The sequence below is a fragment of the Pseudomonas sp. LBUM1646 genome, from assembly GCF_059716165.1.
In genome coordinates this window covers 1751072-1769935 of record NZ_CP166810.1, presented here as the reverse complement: position 1 = coordinate 1769935, position 18864 = coordinate 1751072, and the positions used below count along the sequence as shown (strand labels likewise).

The window sequence follows — 18864 nt, the reverse complement described above, 5'->3', positions numbered from 1 at the left end:
CGTGGGAATGCCTCCAGGGACGCTCCGCGTTCCAATGGGACGCAGAGCGTCCCGTGCTGCATTCCCACGCAGAGCGTGGGAACGATCGTTAGGCGACAGGCCAGGCGCTAACGAACTCGGCGAGCTCAACCTTCTCCGCCACTCGCGGCTCTTTCTGCGGGGTGCCGAGGTACAGGAAGGCAATCACCTCCTCCCCATCCGCCAGCCCCAAGCCCTTGGCCACATGTGCCGAATACGCCAACTCACCCGTACGCCACACCGCGCCAATGCCTTGCGCATAAGCCGCGAGCAAAATCCCGTGCGCCGCACATCCCGCCGCCAGCAGTTGCTCGGACTTCGGATATTTGACGTGATCCTGCAACCGCGCGATCACCACAACCACCAGCGGTGCGCGCAGCGGACCATTGCGCGCCTTGTCCAGCCCCGCTTCGGACACCTCGCTGTCCTGCAGCTTCGCCGCCTCGGCCAGCATCTCACCCATTTGCTCCCGCGCCGCGCCTTCGACGGTCAGGAAGCGCCAAGGCTGCAAATGGCCGTGATCCGGTGCACGCATGGCGGCGGCGAACAGGACTTCCCGTTGCTCGGCAGTCGGCGCAGGGTCCAGCAGTCGTGGGACGGAAACACGGTTGAGCAAAGCGTCGAGAGCCTGCATCGGCCACCTCCTGAAAAAAATGTTTGGCTATTCTAGCTGCAACCACTCCGGGAGTGCCGGTTTACATGCCCTGCCCCACAGGTAGAATGGCGACCTTCCCTATTTCAGCCCGAGCGGACTTCATGGCGTTGCCGACCTTACGGATCATTGGTTTCATCATCGGCATCTTCCTGATCACCTTGGCCATCGCCATGGTCGTGCCCATGGCCACGCTGGTGATTTTCGACCGCACCAGCGATCTGCCGTCGTTCCTCTGGGCCAGCATGATCACCTTCGTCGCCGGCCTGGCCCTAGTCATCCCCGGCCGCCCCGAGCATATTCACCTGCGCCCGCGAGACATGTATTTGCTGACCGTCAGCAGTTGGGTGGTGGTGTGCATCTTCGCCGCACTGCCGTTCCTGCTGACCCAGCACATCAGCTACACCGACTCGTTCTTTGAAAGCATGTCCGGCATTACCGCCACCGGTTCCACGGTGCTCAGCGGCCTGGACAGCATGTCCCCCGGCATCCTGATGTGGCGCTCGCTGCTGCACTGGCTCGGCGGTATCGGCTTTATCGGCATGGCGGTGGCGATTCTGCCGCTGCTGCGCATCGGTGGCATGCGGCTGTTCCAGACCGAGTCGTCGGACCGCTCCGAAAAGGTTATGCCCCGCTCGCACATGGTGGCGCGCCTGATCGTGGCGGCTTACGTCGGTATCACCATTGTCGGCAGCCTGGCGTTCTGGTGGGCCGGGATGAGCCTGTTCGATGCGATCAACCACGCGATGTCGGCGATTTCCACCGGAGGCTTCTCTACCTCCGACCAGTCCCTGGCCAAGTGGAGTCAACCGGCGGTGCACTGGGTCGCGGTGGTGATCATGATTCTCGGCAGCCTACCCTTCACCCTGTACGTGGCGACCTTGCGCGGCAACCGCAGGGCCCTGATCAAGGATCAGCAGGTGCAGGGTTTGCTCGGCATGTTGCTGGTGACCTGGCTGGTGCTCGGCACCTGGTACTGGTGGACCACCAACCTGCATTGGCTGGATGCGCTGCGGCATGTGGCGCTGAACGTGACCTCGGTGGTCACGACGACAGGGTTTGCGCTTGGGGACTACAGCCTGTGGGGCAATTTCTCGCTGATGCTGTTCTTTTACCTGGGCTTTGTCGGCGGTTGCTCGGGCTCGACGGCGGGCGGGATCAAGATTTTCCGTTTCCAGGTCGCCTACATCCTGCTCAAGGCCAACCTTAACCAGCTAATTCACCCCCGCGCGGTGATCAAGCAAAAGTACAACGGCCACCGTCTCGACGAAGAGATCGTGCGCTCGATCCTGACCTTTTCCTTCTTTTTCGCCATTACCATCTGCGTGATCGCCCTGCTGCTGTCGCTGCTGGGCGTGGACTGGATGACCGCGCTGACCGGCGCCGCCAGCACCGTGTCCGGCGTCGGCCCGGGGCTGGGGGAAACCATTGGCCCGGCGGGTAACTTCGCGACCCTGCCGGATGCCGCCAAGTGGATCCTCTCGTTCGGCATGCTGCTCGGCCGACTGGAGATCATTACGGTGTTCGTTCTGTGTATTCCGGCGTTCTGGCGTCACTGACCTGTTTCGGCGCATCCAATAGCCGCGCCCGGTACTCGCCGGGCGTGGCGTCGAACCAGCGACGGAAGGCGCGGAAGAAGTTGCTCGGATCGGCAAACCCCAACAGGTAGGCGATTTCCAGCAGGGTCATCGTTGGCTGCGCCAGGTACTGCTCGGCCAATTCGCGGCGAGTGTCGTCAAGCAAGGTCTGGAAACTCGTGCCCTCTTCCTGCAAGCGTCGCTGCAACGTGCGCTGTGACAGGTGCAACGTCTGCGCCACGGTATCGCGCTTCGGTTCGCCCTGAGGCAGTAAACGGCAGAGCACTTGCCGGGCCTTGTGGGTCACGCGGCTTTCGGAGAACCGCGCCAGGTACTCGCCGGCAAACCGGTCATGCAGCAGCGCCATCGCCTCGTTGGCGGTCGGCAGCGGCGCTTCCATGTCGGCGCGCTCGAAGATCAACGCGTCGTAAGGCGCGTTGAACACCAAGGGCGCGTGGAAGGCTTGTTTATAGGGGGCGAGATCGGCAGGTTCATCACCCTGCACCAACACCTTGCGCGGTTGCAGGGTGCGCCCGGTCAGCCAACCGCACAGCGCCAGCGCGCAGGCCAGTGAGGCCTCGGCACTTTGCCGGGTCGGCGGCAGGTGGTCGCCGTGGACCGTCAGAATCAGCGCGTAGCCCTCGTCCAGCAAGCGGAAACTCAGGTCGGCACTTTCGGCAATGATCCGCTGATAACGCACCAGCCGCTGAAAACCTTCGGCCAACGTCTGGCTCGACATCAACGCGTAACCGGCGACATGAAAGGACGCCGGTCGCACCACCTTGCCCATGTTCAGGCCGATCGCCGGATTACCGGACAGCTCGACCGCGCGCTGCCACAGCCGCGTCATGGAATCTTGCGGGAAGCGCGCATCCGGATCATCCAGCGACGCGTAGTCGAGCCCCAGCTGCTTGAACAAAACCCGGCAATCCAGGCCGTCCATTTCCAGTGCTTTGACAATCCCCATCGCCCAGCTTGCAGAAGTCGTTCGTTCGCTCATGGCGTTTACTTAAATGATGAGCCGCATGCTACGGCCAATTACCGAAGGATACTAAAGTGGCGCCTATTGTCACTGGCTGATGCCAATGATCACTCTAGACTCAAATAAGCTACCCGCAGAACAACTTGTTGCCAGAACAATAACCACAGAGATCGCAGTCGTGGAAAACATCAAGCGCTTCAATAGCTTCGCTGAGTTTTACCCGTATTACCTCAGCGAACACAGCAACAGCACCTGCCGACGCTTGCACTTCATCGGCACCTCCCTGGTTATTTTCATCCTGGCGCTGACCATCGGCAAAGGCGCCTGGCTGCTGCTGATCGCCCTGCCGCTGGCCGGTTACAGCTTCGCCTGGGTCGGGCATTTCTTCTTCGAGAAGAATCGTCCTGCCACCTTCCAGCATCCGCTCTACAGCCTGCTCGGCGATTTCGTCATGTACCGCGACATGATTCTGGGCCGCGTGCCGTTCTAGGCTCCGCGGGCCAACAATGCGTCCTGTGCAGCCACTGCGGCAGTGGATCCAAGTTCTACACTCAATCCATCACTTTGCCAAAACAAGAAGATTGCCGATGAACGCCAATGCCCGCTTCACCCACATGCAGGACGGCACGCAAGAGGACTGGGCGATCATCGCCGCCGACTTCAGTGCCTATGCCAGGCAATTGCCGACACGGATTGTGGCGCACCTGAAGTTGCTCGAGGGTGACTTTGGCGGCTTTCCGGTGGATCGCCTGACCCACTCGCTGCAAACCGCCACCCGCGCCTTTCGCGATGGCCGCGACGAAGAATACGTGGTCTGCGCCCTGCTCCATGACATCGGCGACACCCTCGGTTCCTACAACCACCCGGACATCGCGGCGGCGATCCTCAAGCCGTTCGTCAGTGCCGAGAATTTGTGGATGGTGGAAAAACACGGGATTTTCCAGGGCTACTACTTCTTCCATCACCTGGGGATGGATCGGCACCTGCGCGAGCAATTCAGCGGGCATCCGCAGTACCAGGCGACCATTGAGTTCTGTGCCAAATACGATGCGGCGGCGTTTGATCCGGGGTATGAGAATCTGCCGTTGAGCTTCTTCGAGCCGATGATGGAACGGTTGTTTGCCCAGCCGAAGAACTCGATCTACAAGGCCGCGATGGAAGAATACGCGCCGGCCTAAGATCAAAAGATCGCAGCCTTCGGCAGCGCCCACAAACGCGTAGGAGCTGCCGAAGGCTGCGATCTTTTGATTTTGCTTTTACGCCGGCTCGGCGACCTTGACCGCTTTCAACTCCGCCTCCCGCGCCTGAGCATCCGCCAGCCGATACAACTCGATCGAGCCGTCCCAATGCTCGATCAGCGCCGTGCACGACTCCACCCAGTCCCCGCAGTTGAGGTAGTCCACCCCGCCGACCTTGCGAATCTCGGCATGGTGAATGTGCCCGCACACCACACCATGCAACTCGCGTTTGACGCATTCATGGGCGATGGCTTCTTCGAAGTCGCTGATAAAGCTGACCGCAGTTTTCACCTTATGCTTGAGGTACGCCGACAACGACCAATAACCGTAGCCATAACGCGCGCGCCAGTGATTGAGCCAGCGGTTTAGGGTCAGGGTGAATTCGTAGGCCGAGTCACCGAGGAAGGCCAGCCAGCGGTGATAACGGGTGATCACGTCGAACTGGTCGCCGTGGATCACCAACAGGTGACGGCCATCGGCGGTCACGTGCACCGCTTCGTCCACTAACTGAATATTGCCCAGGATCAGCTTCGAATAACGACGCAGGAATTCGTCGTGGTTGCCGGTGACATAGATGACCTCAGTGCCACGCTTGCTCATGGTCAGCAGGCGACGGATCACGTTGGTGTGGGCCTGGGGCCAATACATGCCGCCGCGCAGTTTCCAGCCGTCGATGATGTCGCCCACCAGGTAGATCTTGTCGGCGTGGTAGCCCTTGAGAAACTGCGACAGGTGCTCGGCCTGGCAATCCCGTGTGCCCAAATGCACATCGGAAATCCATAGGGTGCGCACACGTTGTTTACGGCTGGGTTTGGCGAGCTCGGCGCTGGTCATGGGCAACCCTCTGCGATGTTTTTACAAGCTTGCGCCGGTCGGGTTAATTGCCCATGACAGTGACGAGTCAATCCTGTGACAGCGCCCGGCCGGTGTAGACTGGCCGCATCTTGCCAGGAGACCTGCGATGAGACCGATCCTCACGCTGCGCCAGTACACCGAAGACCTGATCATCCATAGCCACGACCACGCGCAATTGGTGTTCGGGCTCTCGGGTGCGTTGGATTTCGAGGTCGGCGGGCACGGCAGTCAAGTGATCCAGCAAAGTTTCGTGGTGGTCCCGTCCGGCATGCACCACGCCTGTGGCAGCGCCAATGGCAGTCGTTGTCTGGTGCTGGATGTGCCCAGCGATCAGTGGGTTTCGCAATCGCTGGGGGAACATGCCGACGCCAGCCGCCGCTTGCTCGACAACGCCGGGCGGCTGCCGCTGGATGCCGGGCAAAGCCAATTGGTCAGTTGGCTGGCAGGCAGCCCGGTGAGCGATCCGCTGATTGCCCAGCAAGGTGCGGTGTTGTTGCTGGCCAGCCTGAACAGTGTCAAACCGCAGGTCATCGGTGGGCGGCGCCTGCCGTACGCGGCGATGAATGAGCACATCGATCAACACGCGGCCTATCCGCTGCAAGTGGCGGATCTGGCGCGCATTGCCGGTTTATCGGGTGCGCGGTTGCACGCACGATTCGTGGCGGAATGCGGGCAGACGCCGATGGACTACATTCGCAGTCGACGGCTGCACATGGCGGTGGGTTTGTTGCGGGATACGCCATTGCCCATTGGCGAGATTGCCAGCCGCGTCGGCTACAGTTCCCAGAGTGCGTTTGCGGCGGCGGTGTTGCGCGAGTTTGGCGCTTCGCCGGGGACATTGCGGCGCGAGGCTGGCGACAAAAGACGATAGTCTGCCGACAGACTTACCTGGCCATTGCGCGATTAAATGTAGCAGCTGGCGAAGCCTGCGTTCGGCTGCGAAGCAGTCGTTAAACCTGAGTGCGCGGTCTTTCTGATTCACCGCATTGTCTGAATTCACGACTGCTTCGCAGCCGAACGCAGGCTTCGCCAGCTGCTACAGGACGGCGGTGTCGTCGCCCTAATACGTTTAACAAGGACTGCAATGACTCCCCGTACCGCCCTGGGCGCCCTGCATATCGGCGCATTGATGTTTGGCCTGACCGGCGTGTTCGGCAAACTCGCGGCCGCCTCCCCCGCAGTCATCGTTTTCGGCCGTGCCGCATTCGCCGTGTTGGCGCTGGCCTTCTTTGCGCGATTCGCCAGCAACACTCGCTGGCAAAAACTCGAAGCCGTCGATTGGCGCCGGCTGCTGCTCAGCGGCTTGCTGCTGGCCGGACACTGGGTGAGTTTTTTCATCGCGGTCAAAGTCGCGGGGGTGGCGATTGCGACCTTGGGCTTTGCCAGTTTCCCGGCATTTACCGTGATCCTCGAAGGGCTGATTTTCCGTGAGAAAATCCGCGTCAATGAAATCCTGCTGGTGGTGCTGGTCAGCGTCGGCCTGGTGTTGGTCACCCCGGATTTCGACCTGGCCAGCGGCGCCACCACCGGCCTGCTGTGGGCGGTGGGCTCCGGCTTGCTGTTCGCCCTGCTGTCCCTGACCAACCGCGCCAGTTCCGGACGTATCCCGGCGGTGCAGGCTGCGCTGTGCCAGAACGTGGTGGTCGCGTTGTGCCTGCTGCCCGTAGCGGCACCGCAGTTGAGCGAGGTGCGCGCGCTCGACTGGTTGTGGATCGGCCTGCTCGGGGTGTTCTGCACCGGCGTCGCCCACAGCCTGTTCGTCGCCAGCCTGGCGGTGATCAAGGCGCGGACTGCCGCGGTGGTGTTTGCCTTGGAACCGGTCTACGGCATCACCATGGCTTGGCTGCTGTTCAATGAAAATCCGACCCTGCGCATGTTGCTCGGCGGCGCGTTGATCATCGTCGCAATCGTGGTATCCAGCCGCTTATCCGGCAGCAGCAAGAAAACCGTGGCGGCTGAAGCAGCCTCTCACTGAGTGCGGTCGTTGTGCCCGAGGTCGCGGTCCGGATCGATTTGATCCCGGACCCGCTGCTTCAGCACCTTGGCCTCGGGAAAACCGCCGTCGGCCTTACGTTCCCAGATCTGCACGTCGTTGCAAAAAATATGAAAGACCCCGCCCGTGCCCGGCGCCAGGGACACTTTACCCAAGTCATCGCCAAAGGTGCTGAGCAGTTCCTGGGCCAGCCAGGCAGCGCGCAACAGCCACTGGCATTGCGTGCAGTAGGTGATGACGATTTCCGCTTTTTGTACGGTCATGATCGTTGAAACTCCTGAGCTAGAGAGGCGCCGCTATAATAGCCGCCTTTGTCGCTTGCCCCGAGATTCACGATGCGCCGTTTATTCTTTTGCCTGCTGTTCTCCCTCTTCCCTTTGATCGTCCAAGCCGCCGAGGCGCCCCGACCGAAAATCGGCCTGGTGTTGTCCGGCGGCGCAGCCCGTGGCCTCGCGCACATTGGTGTGCTCAAGGCCCTGGAAGAACAGGGCATCAAGATCGATGCCATTGCCGGCACCAGCATGGGCGCGGTGGTCGGCGGGCTCTACGCGTCGGGCTACAAGATCGATGAGCTGGAAAAACTGGCGCTGAACATCGACTGGCAACAAGCCTTGTCCGACGCTCCGCCGCGCGAAGACGTGCCGTTCCGGCGCAAGCAGGATGACCGGGACTTCCTGGTGAAACAGAAACTGAGTTTCCGCGATGACGGCAGCCTCGGCCTGCCGCTGGGGGTAATTCAAGGCCAGAACCTCGCGCTGCTACTGGAAAGCCTGCTGGCCCACGCCAGTGACACCCGCGATTTCGACAAACTGCCGATCCCGTTCCGCGCGGTCGCCACCGACATTTCCACCGGCGAAAAAGTCGTGTTCCGCAAAGGCCACCTGCCCCAGGTGATCCGCGCCAGCATGTCGATCCCGGCGGTGTTCGCCCCGGTCGAACTGGGCGGTCGACTGTTGGTGGACGGCGGCATGACCGACAACATTCCGCTGGATGTGGCGCGGGAGATGGGCGTCGACATCGCCATCGTGGTCGACATCGGCACCCCGCTGCGCAACCGCAAACAACTGACCACCGTAGTCGATGTGCTGAACCAATCGATCACCCTGATGACCCGACGCAACTCCGAAGAACAGCTGGCCGCCCTGCACAAGAACGACGTACTGATCCAGCCGCCACTCGCCAGTTTCGGCGTGACTGATTTCGGCCGCGCCCAGGACATGATCGACGCCGGTTACCGCGCGACCAAACTCCTCGAACCACGCCTGGCCCAACTCAAACCGGCGCAACCGCTGGACGCCGAACTGACCGCCGCCCGGGCACCGAGCCAGCGCACGCCGATCATTACCGCGATCAAAGTGGAGAACGACTCGAAAGTCGGCGACGACGTGATCCGCTACTACATCCGTCAACACGTCGGCGAGCCGCTGGACATGGGCCGTCTGCAAACCGACATGGGCACGCTGTACGGCCTCGACTACTTTGAGCAAGTGCAATACCGCGTGGTGCACAAGGGCGAGGATCACACCCTGGTGATCAGCGCCCGAGGCAAACGCAGTGGTACCGATTACCTGCGGGTCGGCTTGAACCTGTCGGACGACATGCGTGGCGATAGCGCCTTCAACCTCGGCGCCAGTTACCGGGTCAACGGCATCAATCGCCTCGGCGCCGAATGGCTTACCCGGGCGCAATTGGGCGATAAACAGGAACTCTACAGCGAGTTCTATCAACCACTGGACGTCGGTTCGCGCTACTTCATCGCGCCGTATGCGGCGTTTGAAGCGCAGAACGTCGAGTCGATCCTGGATAACGACCCGATCGCCCAGTACCGCGTCGAACGTTATGGCTTCGGCCTGAACGTCGGCCGACAGATCGGCAACAGCGGCGAGATCCGCTTCGGCGTCGGCGAGGCCTGGGGCAAGGCGGACGTGCGCATCGGCGATCAGGATTTGCCGAGTGAAAGCTTCAACGAGGGCTTCTATGAGCTGAAGTATTCGTTCGACTCCTTCGACAACGTCTACTTCCCTCACGAAGGCAAGGACATCAGCCTCGCGTTCCGGCAATTCGAACCGGGGCTGGGCTCGGATCAACGTTACCGGCAATGGGAATTCAAACTGGACAAGGCCATGAGCAGCGGCCCGGACACCCTCATTCTCGGCGGGCGCTATGGCCGTACCCTGGACGAGGCCAATGTGGTGACTTCAAGCTTCCTGCTCGGCGGTGCGCGGCAGTTGTCGGGCTTTCGTGAGGACGCGATCTCCGGGCAGAACGTCAGCCTGATGCGCGGGGTTTACTACCGACGCCTGACACCGCGCTCGTACCTGCCGTTGGACTTCCCACTGTACATCGGCGGCTCGCTGGAACGCGGTCGGGCATGGAACAACGACAATGAGTTCGACAGCGGCTACATCAACGCCGCCAGTGTGTTTATCGGTTTCGACACACCACTGGGGCCGCTGAACTTCAGCTATGGCCTCAATGACGCGGATGAGCAGGCGGTTTATTTGAATCTGGGGCAGACGTTCTAAAGCAAAAGATCGCAGCCTTCGGCAGCTCCTACAGGGGTTTGTGTACACCTGTAGGAGCTGCCGAAGGCTGCGATCTTTTGATCTTCAACGAATTCCGGCCAACAGATTGCGAGCGGTCTGCTTCAGGGGCTCGTCGCCTTCCTTGAGCAGTTCGTTGAGCAGCTCGATGGCGCTGTCCAGATCGCCGTCGTCGATGCAGGTCTGGGCTTGTTCCAATTTGCCGACGCTGCCCGGCTCAGGCTCCGTAACGGGTTCAAGCTCCAGCGGCAGGCCAGGCTCGTTGAACGCGTCGAGGAAGCTATCGTCCTGCGGTTCTGAATCGGGTATGGCATCCCATTCCAACTCAGGCTCGCCCAGCGTCGGTTCGTCGGGCATTTCGAACACATCAGGCATGACGTGCAGATTTGAAGTGAACGCAGGTTCGTCCGGCAACGGCTGACTCGCGGGTTTAGCCGCCGGTGAGTCTTCGAAAGGGCTGACCAGATCCCAATTGGAATCCATCGACAGGTCGTCCAGATTCAGCTGGAACTCATCGCGAGGTGCCGCTTCGGGCTCTGCTGCTGCGATAGGCACAATGGCCGCGATTGGTGCGATGGCCACGACCGGTGCGGCATTTGCCAGTTTCGGGTAGCGAGCACGGATGTCCGCCAACTGCTGCGGGTCGAACCCGGCATCGCGCAGGCTGCTTTCCTGCGCGTCATACGCCGCCACGTCGGCCTGCTTACCCAGCACCTCCAACAGTTGCACTGCCAGGTCGGTGCGCTGCGGTTCCTTGGCCAACACCTCACGCAACAGACCGGCCGCTTCGGAAAACCGACCGTAAGCCAGGTAGATGCCAACGCCTTCCAGCACGTCGCCGGCGGGTGTTTCTTCGCGGTGAACGGGGGCTTTCACAAGGCTGACCGACGGTGGCAGCACCTCACGTACTGGCTCATCGGGCGCTATCGATAACGGCTCGGTCAACGCCTGCTGCCGCTGGCGGCGAACCAACAGCCCCAGCAACACGAGCAGCACCAACGCCAGCAATCCGGCAATCAACAGCCAGTGGTTTGCCTCGGGCTCTTCAACCACGACAGGTGCAGGCGCCACGACGACTGGCGCAGCGGCAGGCGTCTGCGCGACCTCGGACAACCGGGTCTGCAAGTCACTGACCTGCTTTCTCTCGTCCGCGATTTGCCCGTCCTGGGTCTTGAGCCTGGCATTCAACTCATCAATGGTTTTTTGCAGTTGCTGGTTTTGCAGCACGCTGGCGGCCAATTGTTCGGCTACGGCATCGTTTGCTGGCGCAGCGGTCGGTTGGGCTGTGATCTGGGCTAGCGCCAGTTCTTTCGCCGAAGGCTTGGCCTTGGGGACTGGCGCCGGCGCGACGCTTGGTTCGACACTTGGGAATCCGGATGCCGGAGCTCTGGCCGTCGGTTCGTCAGTCGCGGGAACAATCCCCGGTGAACCCGGTGGATCGATCAGCACCGTGTACTCGCGCAGCAAACGCCCGTTGGGCTGATTGAGCTGCACCAGGAAATTCAGAAAGGGTTCATTGACCGGTTTGCTGGAGGTCACCCGGATCAGCGTGCGGTTACCCCGCAGGATCGGTGCGAATTTCAGGTTATTGAGGAAGAACACTCGCTCGACGCCTGCACGGCCGAACTCGTCGGCCGTGGCCAGGCTGACCGACAGATCGCCTTCCGCCAGACCGCCGGCATCCACCAGCGCGATATCGGCGCTGAACGGCTGGTTCAGCGCCGAATGCAGGGTGATGTCACCCAACCCCAGGGCCGGTGCCAATGCCGAGTAAGTGACCGCACCACCAACCACAAGCAGCTGGGTGCAATACCGCAAAACCACGTGCCAACTCTCGAGCATGAGCATCCCTTAGATTAAGCAGAACCAACCTGTACGCGTTCGCACATCCGGTACGAACACGATATTGCCTAGTAGTTCTTTATAGTCTGCCCAACGGGGTATCTCAAAAATCCGGCGCGTGGTTTTACCTCAAGACTTTTCGAGGTTGGCCAGGATGTGACCGTGCACACGCATGCAGACCTTCAAATCCGCCTCATCGACGCCGTCGAACAGCTCGTGGCGAAGTTGCGTGGCGATGGTTTCGATTTGTTCGATCAACGGCCGGGCCGGGGCGCACAGGACGATTTTTTTCGCCCGGCGGTCTTCCAGCACCGCTTGGCGCTGCACCAGGCCTTGGCTTTCCAGGCTGTCGAGCAGCCGAGCCAGGGTCGGCCCTTCAACGCCGACGCTTTGCGCCAATTCGCGCTGGGTCGGGGCGTCATCGAAACGCGCCAGGTGCAGCAGCACCAGCCAGCGCGCCTGAGACAAGCCCAGGCCAGCCAGACGGCGGTCCAGTTCGGCACGCCAGCCGCGAGACATCTGGGCCAATTGCATGCCAAAACGGTGTTGATCGGTTAACGGCATAAAAAACTCATGATTAGACTGAAATAGAGAAAAACTAATTATTAGTCAGCTAAGCATGACCTTTGGCTATAGGCAAGGCTTGCTCTGTACTGAATCGTTACATCTATGCGCAGGGTCAGTTAAATCTCGAATTCGGATTGCAGCGCCGCCCGCACACAGTACAAAACCCCTTCCGGCACCCGACCGGCGAACAACGCAGCGATTTCCGCTACCGGTGGCAACTCGCCTTCGCCGTCGAGGAACGCGTCCTGGATTTCGCCCATCAACTCTTCCGGCAGGTCCAGCGCCTGCTCCAGCGACAATTGCTGCTTGCCGATCGCTTCGGCGAGCATGGTGTAGACGTTCTTTTCCGAGCATTGCAGCTGACCGGCAATCTGCAGCGGCGTCATGCCGGCCCGGGCCAGAGTCATCAGTTCGTGGCGCACGTCGGCCACGACTTTCGGCGCCTCGACCTGACCGCCGAGCACTTCGAGGAAGGCTTCTCCGTAACGTTCCAGCTTGCGCGCGCCGACGCCGCTGACCGTGGCCATTTCCGCCAGCGAGGTCGGCTGGCTGCGGAGCATTTCCAGCAAAGTCGAGTCGGGGAAGATGACGTAAGGCGGCACGCCATGCTCTTCGGCGAGTTTGCGGCGCAGGGCACGCAGGGCTTCCCACTGTTCGCGCTCTTCGCCACGGACCAGTTGGCTCGCCTGGCTCTTGCTGCTTTTGGCGGTGGTTTGCGGCTTGAGGTCGCGGCGCAGTTCCAGGGTCACTTCGCCCTTGAGCAGCGGCCGGCAGGTGTCGCTCAGGCGCAGGCCGCCGTAGCCTTCAAGGTCGATGTCCGCCAGACCCCGGGCAACAAGCTGTCGGAAAAGGGAGCGCCATTCGCTTTCGCCCATCGCCTTGCCGACACCGTAGACCGACAGATGCTGATGGCCGAAGCTGCGGACTTTTTCGTTGTCCTTGCCCAGCAGCACGTCCACCAGATGGCCGACGCCATAGCGCTGGCCGGTGCGATAAATCGCTGAGAGCGCCTGGCGGGCCGGCTCGGTGGCGTCCCAGGTCTGCACGCCGTCGACGCAGTTATCGCAGTGGCCGCAAGGCTCGGGCATGTCTTCGTCGAAGTAGGCCAGCAGCGTCTGGCGCCGGCAGCGGGTTTCTTCGCAGAGCGAGAGCATGGCGTCGAGCTTGTGCTGCTCCAAACGCTTGTGGCGCTCGTCGCCTTCGGAGTTTTGCAGCATCTGCTTGAGCATCACCACGTCTTGCAGGCCGTAGGCCATCCAGGCGTCCGCCGGCAAGCCGTCACGACCGCCGCGACCGGTTTCCTGGTAATACGCCTCAAGGGATTTCGGCAAGTCGAGGTGAGCGACAAAACGCACGTTGGGTTTGTCGATGCCCATGCCGAACGCCACGGTGGCGACCATGATCAGGCCTTCCTCGTTGAGGAAGCGCTTCTGGTGATGGGATCTCGTCTCGTTGGGCAGGCCGGCGTGGTACGGCAGCGCCGGGAAGCCTTGTTCGCTGAGGAACACCGCCACTTCGTCGACTTTCTTTCGCGACAGGCAGTAAACGATGCCGGCATCACTGCGCCGCTCGGCGAGGAACGCCAGCAATTGCTTGCGCGGCTGCTCCTTGGGGACGATGCGATAAAAAATATTCGGCCGGTCGAAGCTCGACAGAAAGCGCTCGGCATCCTGCAAATGCAGGCGATCGACGATTTCTTCCCGGGTGCGCTTGTCGGCGGTGGCGGTCAGGGCGATGCGCGGGACGTTGGGAAACAGTTCCGCCAACTGCCCCAGTTGCAGGTATTCGCGGCGGAAATCGTGACCCCATTGCGACACGCAGTGCGCTTCGTCGATGGCGAACAGGGCGATTTCGAGGCTTTGCAGGAAGGCCAGCATCCGCGGCTGCACCAGGCGCTCGGGCGCCAGGTAGAGCATTTTCACTTCGCCGCGCTTGATCCGTGCAGCCAGGTCGCGCTGTTGCTCGGCGCTCAGGGTCGAATTCAACGCCGCGGCAGCGACGCCCAGCTCTTCGAGGGTCGCGACCTGATCGTCCATCAACGCGATGAGCGGCGAAACGACCACCGCCAGGCCTTCGCGCAGCAGCGCCGGGACCTGGAAGCACAAGGACTTGCCACCACCGGTGGGCATCAGCACCAGGGCGTCGCCGCCATTGGCCACGCGCTCAATGATTGCACCCTGGCGGCCACGGAAACTGTCGTAGCCGAAGATGTCCTTGAGGACGCGTTGAGCCTGTTCGAGCATAAAAACTCCAAAAATCACCGAAACATCCCTGCAAGGCTGGTTCAGAACCACGCAGGCTGCACTGACAAATCGTAAGTGCGCGTTGCATGACGCTTCACATCTCAGCCGCGACGCCAGCAGGGCATCACAAAACGCGCGAGTATACCCGAGCCCTCCCCGGCAAAGGGTGCCGCTGAGAAGACACATAAGGACAAACTCTGAGCCCCTGTAGGCGCTGCCGAAGGCCGCGATCTTTTGATCTTGTCTTTAAAAAGCAAAATCAAAAGATCGCGGCCTTCGGCAGCTCCTACAGGTGAGAGGTGGTGCGCATCGAGGGCAAATATCCCGCGCGGCTGGCCTGAGGGCTCAAGAAGGCCTAGAATTCGCGCATCTGTTTAATTCCCCAAGGTAGCTTTTAATGTCCTTCGCTGAGCAACTAACCCGCCTGCAAGTCTTCCTCGACGCCGACGAGCTGCATGACGAGGCGCTGGACTACGTGGCCGCCCACGGCTACCTCACTGCGCTGTCGATCTGTTCCGAAAGCGTTCCCGACCGTGAATGGATCGACGCCCTCTTCGCCGAAGAGCCGCATTACGCCGACGACACCGAGCGTGAAGCGATCGAATCCACCCTGCTGGCCCTCAAGGCTCACATCGCTCGCCAATTGGCCTCCGATGAAGAATTCGAGCTGCCGTGCGACCTGGACCTGGGCGAAGAGCCGGACGATTCCGACCTGCGCGGCTGGTGCATCGGTTTCATGGAGGGCGTGTTCCTGCGCGAAGCGGCCTGGTTCGAAACCGCCGAAGACGAAGTCAGCGAAATGTTGCTGCCGATCATGGTCGGTTCCGGTCTGTTCGACGAACAGCCTGAGTTCGAAGACATCGCCAAGGACGCCAACCTCATGGACGACATGATCGTGCAGATCCCGGAAGCCCTGACCGCGCTCTACCTGCTGTGCCAGGCACCCGACGAAAAACCGGCGATCCTCAAGCCACGTCACCACTAAGGTTTTGCCTATGGACAACCCCATAGGCAACCGCTCCCTGATGTTGCGCTACGTGCTGCTGGCCATCGGCTGGCTGAGCGTAGCGTTGGGGGTGATCGGGATTTTCCTGCCGGTGTTGCCCACCACGCCGTTCCTGCTGCTGGCAGCCGCCTGTTTCGCCCGCAGTTCGCCGCGTTTCTATCAGTGGCTGGTCGAGCATCCGCGGCTTGGGCCGTGGATTCGCGACTACCTGGACGGCAACGGCATCCCGCTCAAGGGCAAGGTCTACGCCATCGGCCTGATGTGGGTGAGCATTCTGTTCTCCTGCTATCTGGTGCCGCTGCCTTGGGCGCGGGGGTTTATGTTGACCAGTGCTGTTTTGGTGAGCATCTACATCCTCAAGCAGAAGACCCTACGCAAATCCTGAACACACTCCCTGTAGCAGCTGGCGAAGCCTGCGTCCGGCGGCGAAGCCGTCGTAAACCCTACATGCGAAGTTTTACTGACACACCGCGTTGCCTGGTTTGACGACGGCTTCGCCGCCGAACGCTGCCTCGCGGTGCTCGGCAGCTGCTACCAGTCCGCGTATCCACCCGACGATCTACCCTGTCTTTCAAAAAACACCACCTAAACTCCAGTCATCTGCACCCGAGCAGCCAGATATGTCTTGCAGTCGGCGTAGTCCAGGATGGCCAACGCTCCGACTTCGGTTCGGCGGTTCTCTGCTGGCGATTTTTTTGCTCGCCGGGTTGGGCCGTGTGTGCGCCGACTGGGATTTCGGGCTGATCCTGCAGACCGCCGAAAAACGCTACGGCCCCCTCGGCCCGGCCCAGGGGCGGATCGAGGTCTGGAACCAGATGCTGCACAGCGAACGCAACCAGCCAGAACGCGAGCAATTGAACGCGGTCAATCGCTTCTTCAATCAGCAACTGAGTTTTCAGGACGACAGCCGCATCTGGCAGCAGATCGATTACTGGGCCACGCCAGAAGAATCGTTGATCAAGGGCGCCGGCGACTGCGAGGACTACGCCCTGGCGAAATATTTCAGCCTGCGTCAGCTCGGGGTTCCCAGCGAAAAACTGCGCATCACCTACGTCAAGGCCCTGACCCAGAACCAGGCGCACATGGTGCTGACCTTCTACAGCAGCCCCACGGCCGATCCGCTGGTGCTGGACAACCTGATCGGCGAGATCCGCCCCGCCTCGCAACGCAAAGACCTGCTGCCGGTGTACGCCTTCAACGCCGAAGGCCTGTATTTGCCCGGCGCCAATGGCGGCAAGCGCAGCAGCGATTCGAAAAAGCTGTCGCGCTGGCAAGACGTATTGAAAAAGATGCAGGCCGAAGGGTTCGCCGTAGGCGACGGCTAGCCGCCACAGCAAGGAGCGTTTTATGTCACTGCGCAAACAATTGTTTCTCGCCATTTGCCTGTTTCTGCTGGTGGCGTTCAGCGGCAGTTTTTTTGTCAGCCTGGAAAGCTCCCGCGAGCAGATGCTCGGCCAACTGCGCTCCCACGCCCAGGATGCCGCCACCGCGTTGGGGTTGTCGCTGACGACGCAGATCGACGACCCGGCGATGATCGAATTGATGGTCAGCTCGATTTTCGACAGCGGCTATTTCAGCAGCATCCGGGTGGTCAACATCGCCGATGAACAGGTGTTGGTGGAACGTGACGCCCCGGCGCGGATCGAGGGCGTGCCCGACTGGTTCGTCCGCCTGGTGAACCTGCACGCGCAAGGGGGCGACGCGCTGATCATGCGCGGCTGGGAGCAAGTGGCGCGTGTCGAAGTGTTGAGCAATCCGCAGTTCGCCTTGGCCAAACTCTGGGACAGCACCCTCGGCAGCCTGGTCTGGTTGCTGCTGTGCGGACTGCTCAGCGCAATGTTCGGCGGCTGGTTGCTGCGTCGGCAATTGCGGCCGCTGGACAAAATGGTCAAACAGGCCGAGGCCATCAGCAAACGGGAATTTCTCAGCCTGCCGAAACTGCCGCGTACCCCTGAACTGAAACGGGTGGTGCTGGCGATGAACCAGATGGTCGAGAAGCTCAAGGCACTGTTCGCCGAAGAAGCGGCGCGCAGTGAAAAACTGCGGGCCGATTCCTATCAGGACAGCCTCACCGGGTTGGCAAATCGACGCTTGCTGGATGAACAATTGGCCGACCACTTGCTGGTCAGCGAACAGAGCAGCGACGGTCACTTGTTGATGCTGCGGATCAACGACCTCGCGGGCCTCAACCAGCGCTTGGGCGGTCAGCGTACCGATGCCTTGATCGGTGCCGTCGGCGAATTGCTTAAACGCCTGACGCAGCTCTCGGAGCGGCGTACCTGGCTGGCGGCACGCAATCGCGGTGGCGAGTTCAGCCTGCTGACCCCAGGCCTGGACGACAAGGACGCCGCGCGCCTGTGCGCCGAGATCAGCGCCACCCTGGAAAACCTGCGACTGACCGGCGCCAGCGACAGCATGCCGGTGGCGCACCTGGGCATCGTCGCCTACCAACCGGGCGAACCGGCCGGCGACGTGCTGCTGCGCCTCGATCAAGCCTTGACCCAGGCGCAGCAACATCCCGAGCGGCCATGGATTCACCTCGATCACGCCAACACCGCACCGAACCAGTCCCAGCACGACTGGCGCAACTGGATCGATGACGCCCTGACCCACGGCAAGCTGCAGTTGTACTTCCAACCGGTGGTGCAATGCGCTGACACCAGCCAGGTGCTGCACCACAAAGTCCTCGCCCGCCTGCTCGACCCGCAGGGCGAAGCGATTGCCGCCGGGCACTTCCTGCCGTGGATCGAACGTCTCGGCTGGTCGGCCCGCTTCGACCTGGCCATGCTCGACGCCACCCTAGAGTACCTTGCCGCCAATCGCTGGCCGTTGGCGCTGAGCCTGTCCGGCACCACCCTGCGCGATCCGCAATCATTGCAACAGATCGTGCAATCCCTCGACTCCCTGCCGGAGCTCGCGCCGCTGCTGATCCTGGAAATCGATGAACGGCAATTGCCGCCCCCAGAGGAATTGCAACGCCTGAGCAACAGCTTGCTCAGCACCGGCTACCGCATCGGATTGCAGCACTTTGGGGGCAGCTTCAGTCAGATCGGCAACCTCACGCAGTTGGGTTTGGCGTACTTGAAAATTGATGGGAGTTACATTCGGGGGATTGATGAGCAGAGTGATAAGCGGCTATTCATCGAGGCGATTTTTCGGGCGACCAACAGCATTGATTTGCCGTTGATTGCAGAGAGGGTGGAGACGCATGGAGAGTTGGAGGTGATTCGAGAGCTGGGACTTTTTGGGGTGATGGGGCGGTTGATCGGGCCGCCGGAGCCGATGTGATCTCGCCAATAGACCGCGTTATCGTTCACCGCGGGCAAGCCATACTCCTACAGGTTTAGC

17 protein-coding genes are annotated in these 18864 nt (G+C 61.2%); 10 read left to right on the top strand and 7 right to left on the bottom strand.

Annotation, left to right across the window (positions count from 1 at the left end; genetic code table 11):
* Nucleotides 1–88: 88 nt before the first annotated feature.
* Complete coding sequence (locus ACA071_RS07820) at nt 89–652, bottom strand: nitroreductase family protein (protein ID WP_497643834.1); 564 nt, start codon at nt 650–652, stop codon at nt 89–91.
* Nucleotides 653–774: 122 nt separating this feature from the next.
* On the opposite strand from ACA071_RS07820, the gene ACA071_RS07815 reads away from it, so the two are divergent.
* Nucleotides 775–2229, top strand: a complete 1455-nt coding sequence (locus ACA071_RS07815; RefSeq protein ID WP_497643833.1) for a TrkH family potassium uptake protein — start codon at nt 775–777, stop codon at nt 2227–2229.
* Here ACA071_RS07815 and ACA071_RS07810 read toward each other — a convergent pair.
* Complete coding sequence (locus ACA071_RS07810; protein WP_497643832.1) at nt 2186–3247, bottom strand: AraC family transcriptional regulator; 1062 nt, start codon at nt 3245–3247, stop codon at nt 2186–2188. The genes ACA071_RS07815 and ACA071_RS07810 overlap by 44 nt on opposite strands.
* A 160-nt stretch (nt 3248–3407) precedes the next feature.
* Here ACA071_RS07810 and ACA071_RS07805 point away from each other — a divergent pair, with 160 nt between their 5' ends.
* Both ACA071_RS07805 and ACA071_RS07800 read left to right on the top strand, forming a co-directional pair.
* Nucleotides 3408–3719: an Mpo1-like protein gene (locus ACA071_RS07805; RefSeq protein ID WP_497643831.1), complete on the top strand. Its 312-nt coding sequence runs from the start codon at nt 3408–3410 to the stop codon at nt 3717–3719.
* A gap of 97 nt (nt 3720–3816) precedes the next feature.
* Nucleotides 3817–4407, top strand: a complete 591-nt coding sequence (locus ACA071_RS07800) for an HD domain-containing protein (protein ID WP_497643830.1) — start codon at nt 3817–3819, stop codon at nt 4405–4407.
* A gap of 78 nt (nt 4408–4485) precedes the next feature.
* Here the strand turns inward: ACA071_RS07800 and ACA071_RS07795 are convergent, their stop codons facing one another.
* Nucleotides 4486–5301 carry a UDP-2,3-diacylglucosamine diphosphatase gene (locus ACA071_RS07795; RefSeq protein ID WP_201201647.1) on the bottom strand — a complete coding sequence of 272 codons (816 nt, stop codon included), beginning with the start codon at nt 5299–5301 and terminating at the stop codon, nt 4486–4488.
* Between the two features lie 127 nt (nt 5302–5428).
* Between ACA071_RS07795 and ACA071_RS07790 the strand changes: the two genes are divergently transcribed.
* Together ACA071_RS07790 and ACA071_RS07785 are read left to right on the top strand one after the other, a co-directional pair.
* Nucleotides 5429–6193, top strand: a complete 765-nt coding sequence (locus ACA071_RS07790) for a helix-turn-helix transcriptional regulator (protein WP_497643829.1) — start codon at nt 5429–5431, stop codon at nt 6191–6193.
* Between the two features lie 213 nt (nt 6194–6406).
* Nucleotides 6407–7297 carry a DMT family transporter gene (locus tag ACA071_RS07785; protein ID WP_497643828.1) on the top strand — a complete coding sequence of 297 codons (891 nt, stop codon included), beginning with the start codon at nt 6407–6409 and terminating at the stop codon, nt 7295–7297.
* On the opposite strand, the gene ACA071_RS07780 is transcribed toward ACA071_RS07785, so the two are convergent.
* Complete coding sequence (locus tag ACA071_RS07780; protein WP_497643827.1) at nt 7291–7578, bottom strand: Rdx family protein; 288 nt, start codon at nt 7576–7578, stop codon at nt 7291–7293. The genes ACA071_RS07785 and ACA071_RS07780 overlap by 7 nt on opposite strands.
* 72 nt (nt 7579–7650) lie before the next feature.
* Between ACA071_RS07780 and ACA071_RS07775 the strand changes: the two genes are divergently transcribed.
* On the top strand, nt 7651–9840 hold the full coding sequence (locus ACA071_RS07775) for a patatin-like phospholipase family protein (protein ID WP_497643826.1): 2190 nt from the start codon (nt 7651–7653) through the stop codon (nt 9838–9840).
* An 84-nt stretch (nt 9841–9924) separates the two neighbouring features.
* On the opposite strand, the gene ACA071_RS07770 is transcribed toward ACA071_RS07775, so the two are convergent.
* The 3 genes from ACA071_RS07770 to recQ all read right to left on the bottom strand — a co-directional run bounded on the left by ACA071_RS07770 (nt 9925) and on the right by recQ (nt 14510).
* Nucleotides 9925–11700, bottom strand: a complete 1776-nt coding sequence (locus tag ACA071_RS07770; RefSeq protein ID WP_497643825.1) for a motility hub landmark protein FimV — start codon at nt 11698–11700, stop codon at nt 9925–9927.
* A 129-nt stretch (nt 11701–11829) separates the two neighbouring features.
* The gene (locus tag ACA071_RS07765; RefSeq protein ID WP_150630290.1) at nt 11830–12264 is read right to left on the bottom strand and encodes a MarR family transcriptional regulator; all 435 of its coding nucleotides are present in this window, start codon (nt 12262–12264) and stop codon (nt 11830–11832) included.
* Nucleotides 12265–12383: 119 nt separating this feature from the next.
* Nucleotides 12384–14510 carry a DNA helicase RecQ gene (gene recQ, locus ACA071_RS07760; RefSeq protein ID WP_497643824.1) on the bottom strand — a complete coding sequence of 709 codons (2127 nt, stop codon included), beginning with the start codon at nt 14508–14510 and terminating at the stop codon, nt 12384–12386.
* Nucleotides 14511–14907: 397 nt separating this feature from the next.
* Here recQ and ACA071_RS07755 point away from each other — a divergent pair, with 397 nt between their 5' ends.
* The 4 genes from ACA071_RS07755 (at nt 14908) to lapD (ending at nt 18804) form a co-directional block, all read left to right on the top strand.
* A complete protein-coding gene (locus ACA071_RS07755; RefSeq protein WP_030130067.1) occupies nt 14908–15495 on the top strand; it encodes a UPF0149 family protein in 588 nt (195 codons plus the stop codon).
* Nucleotides 15496–15505: 10 nt separating this feature from the next.
* Nucleotides 15506–15901, top strand: a complete 396-nt coding sequence (locus tag ACA071_RS07750) for a YbaN family protein (protein WP_497643823.1) — start codon at nt 15506–15508, stop codon at nt 15899–15901.
* A 235-nt stretch (nt 15902–16136) separates the two neighbouring features.
* Complete coding sequence (gene lapG / locus ACA071_RS07745) at nt 16137–16841, top strand: cysteine protease LapG (RefSeq protein WP_497643822.1); 705 nt, start codon at nt 16137–16139, stop codon at nt 16839–16841.
* Nucleotides 16842–16863: 22 nt separating this feature from the next.
* Nucleotides 16864–18804: a cyclic di-GMP receptor LapD gene (lapD, locus tag ACA071_RS07740; RefSeq protein WP_497643821.1), complete on the top strand. Its 1941-nt coding sequence runs from the start codon at nt 16864–16866 to the stop codon at nt 18802–18804.
* The last annotated feature ends 60 nt before the right edge of the window (nt 18805–18864 follow it).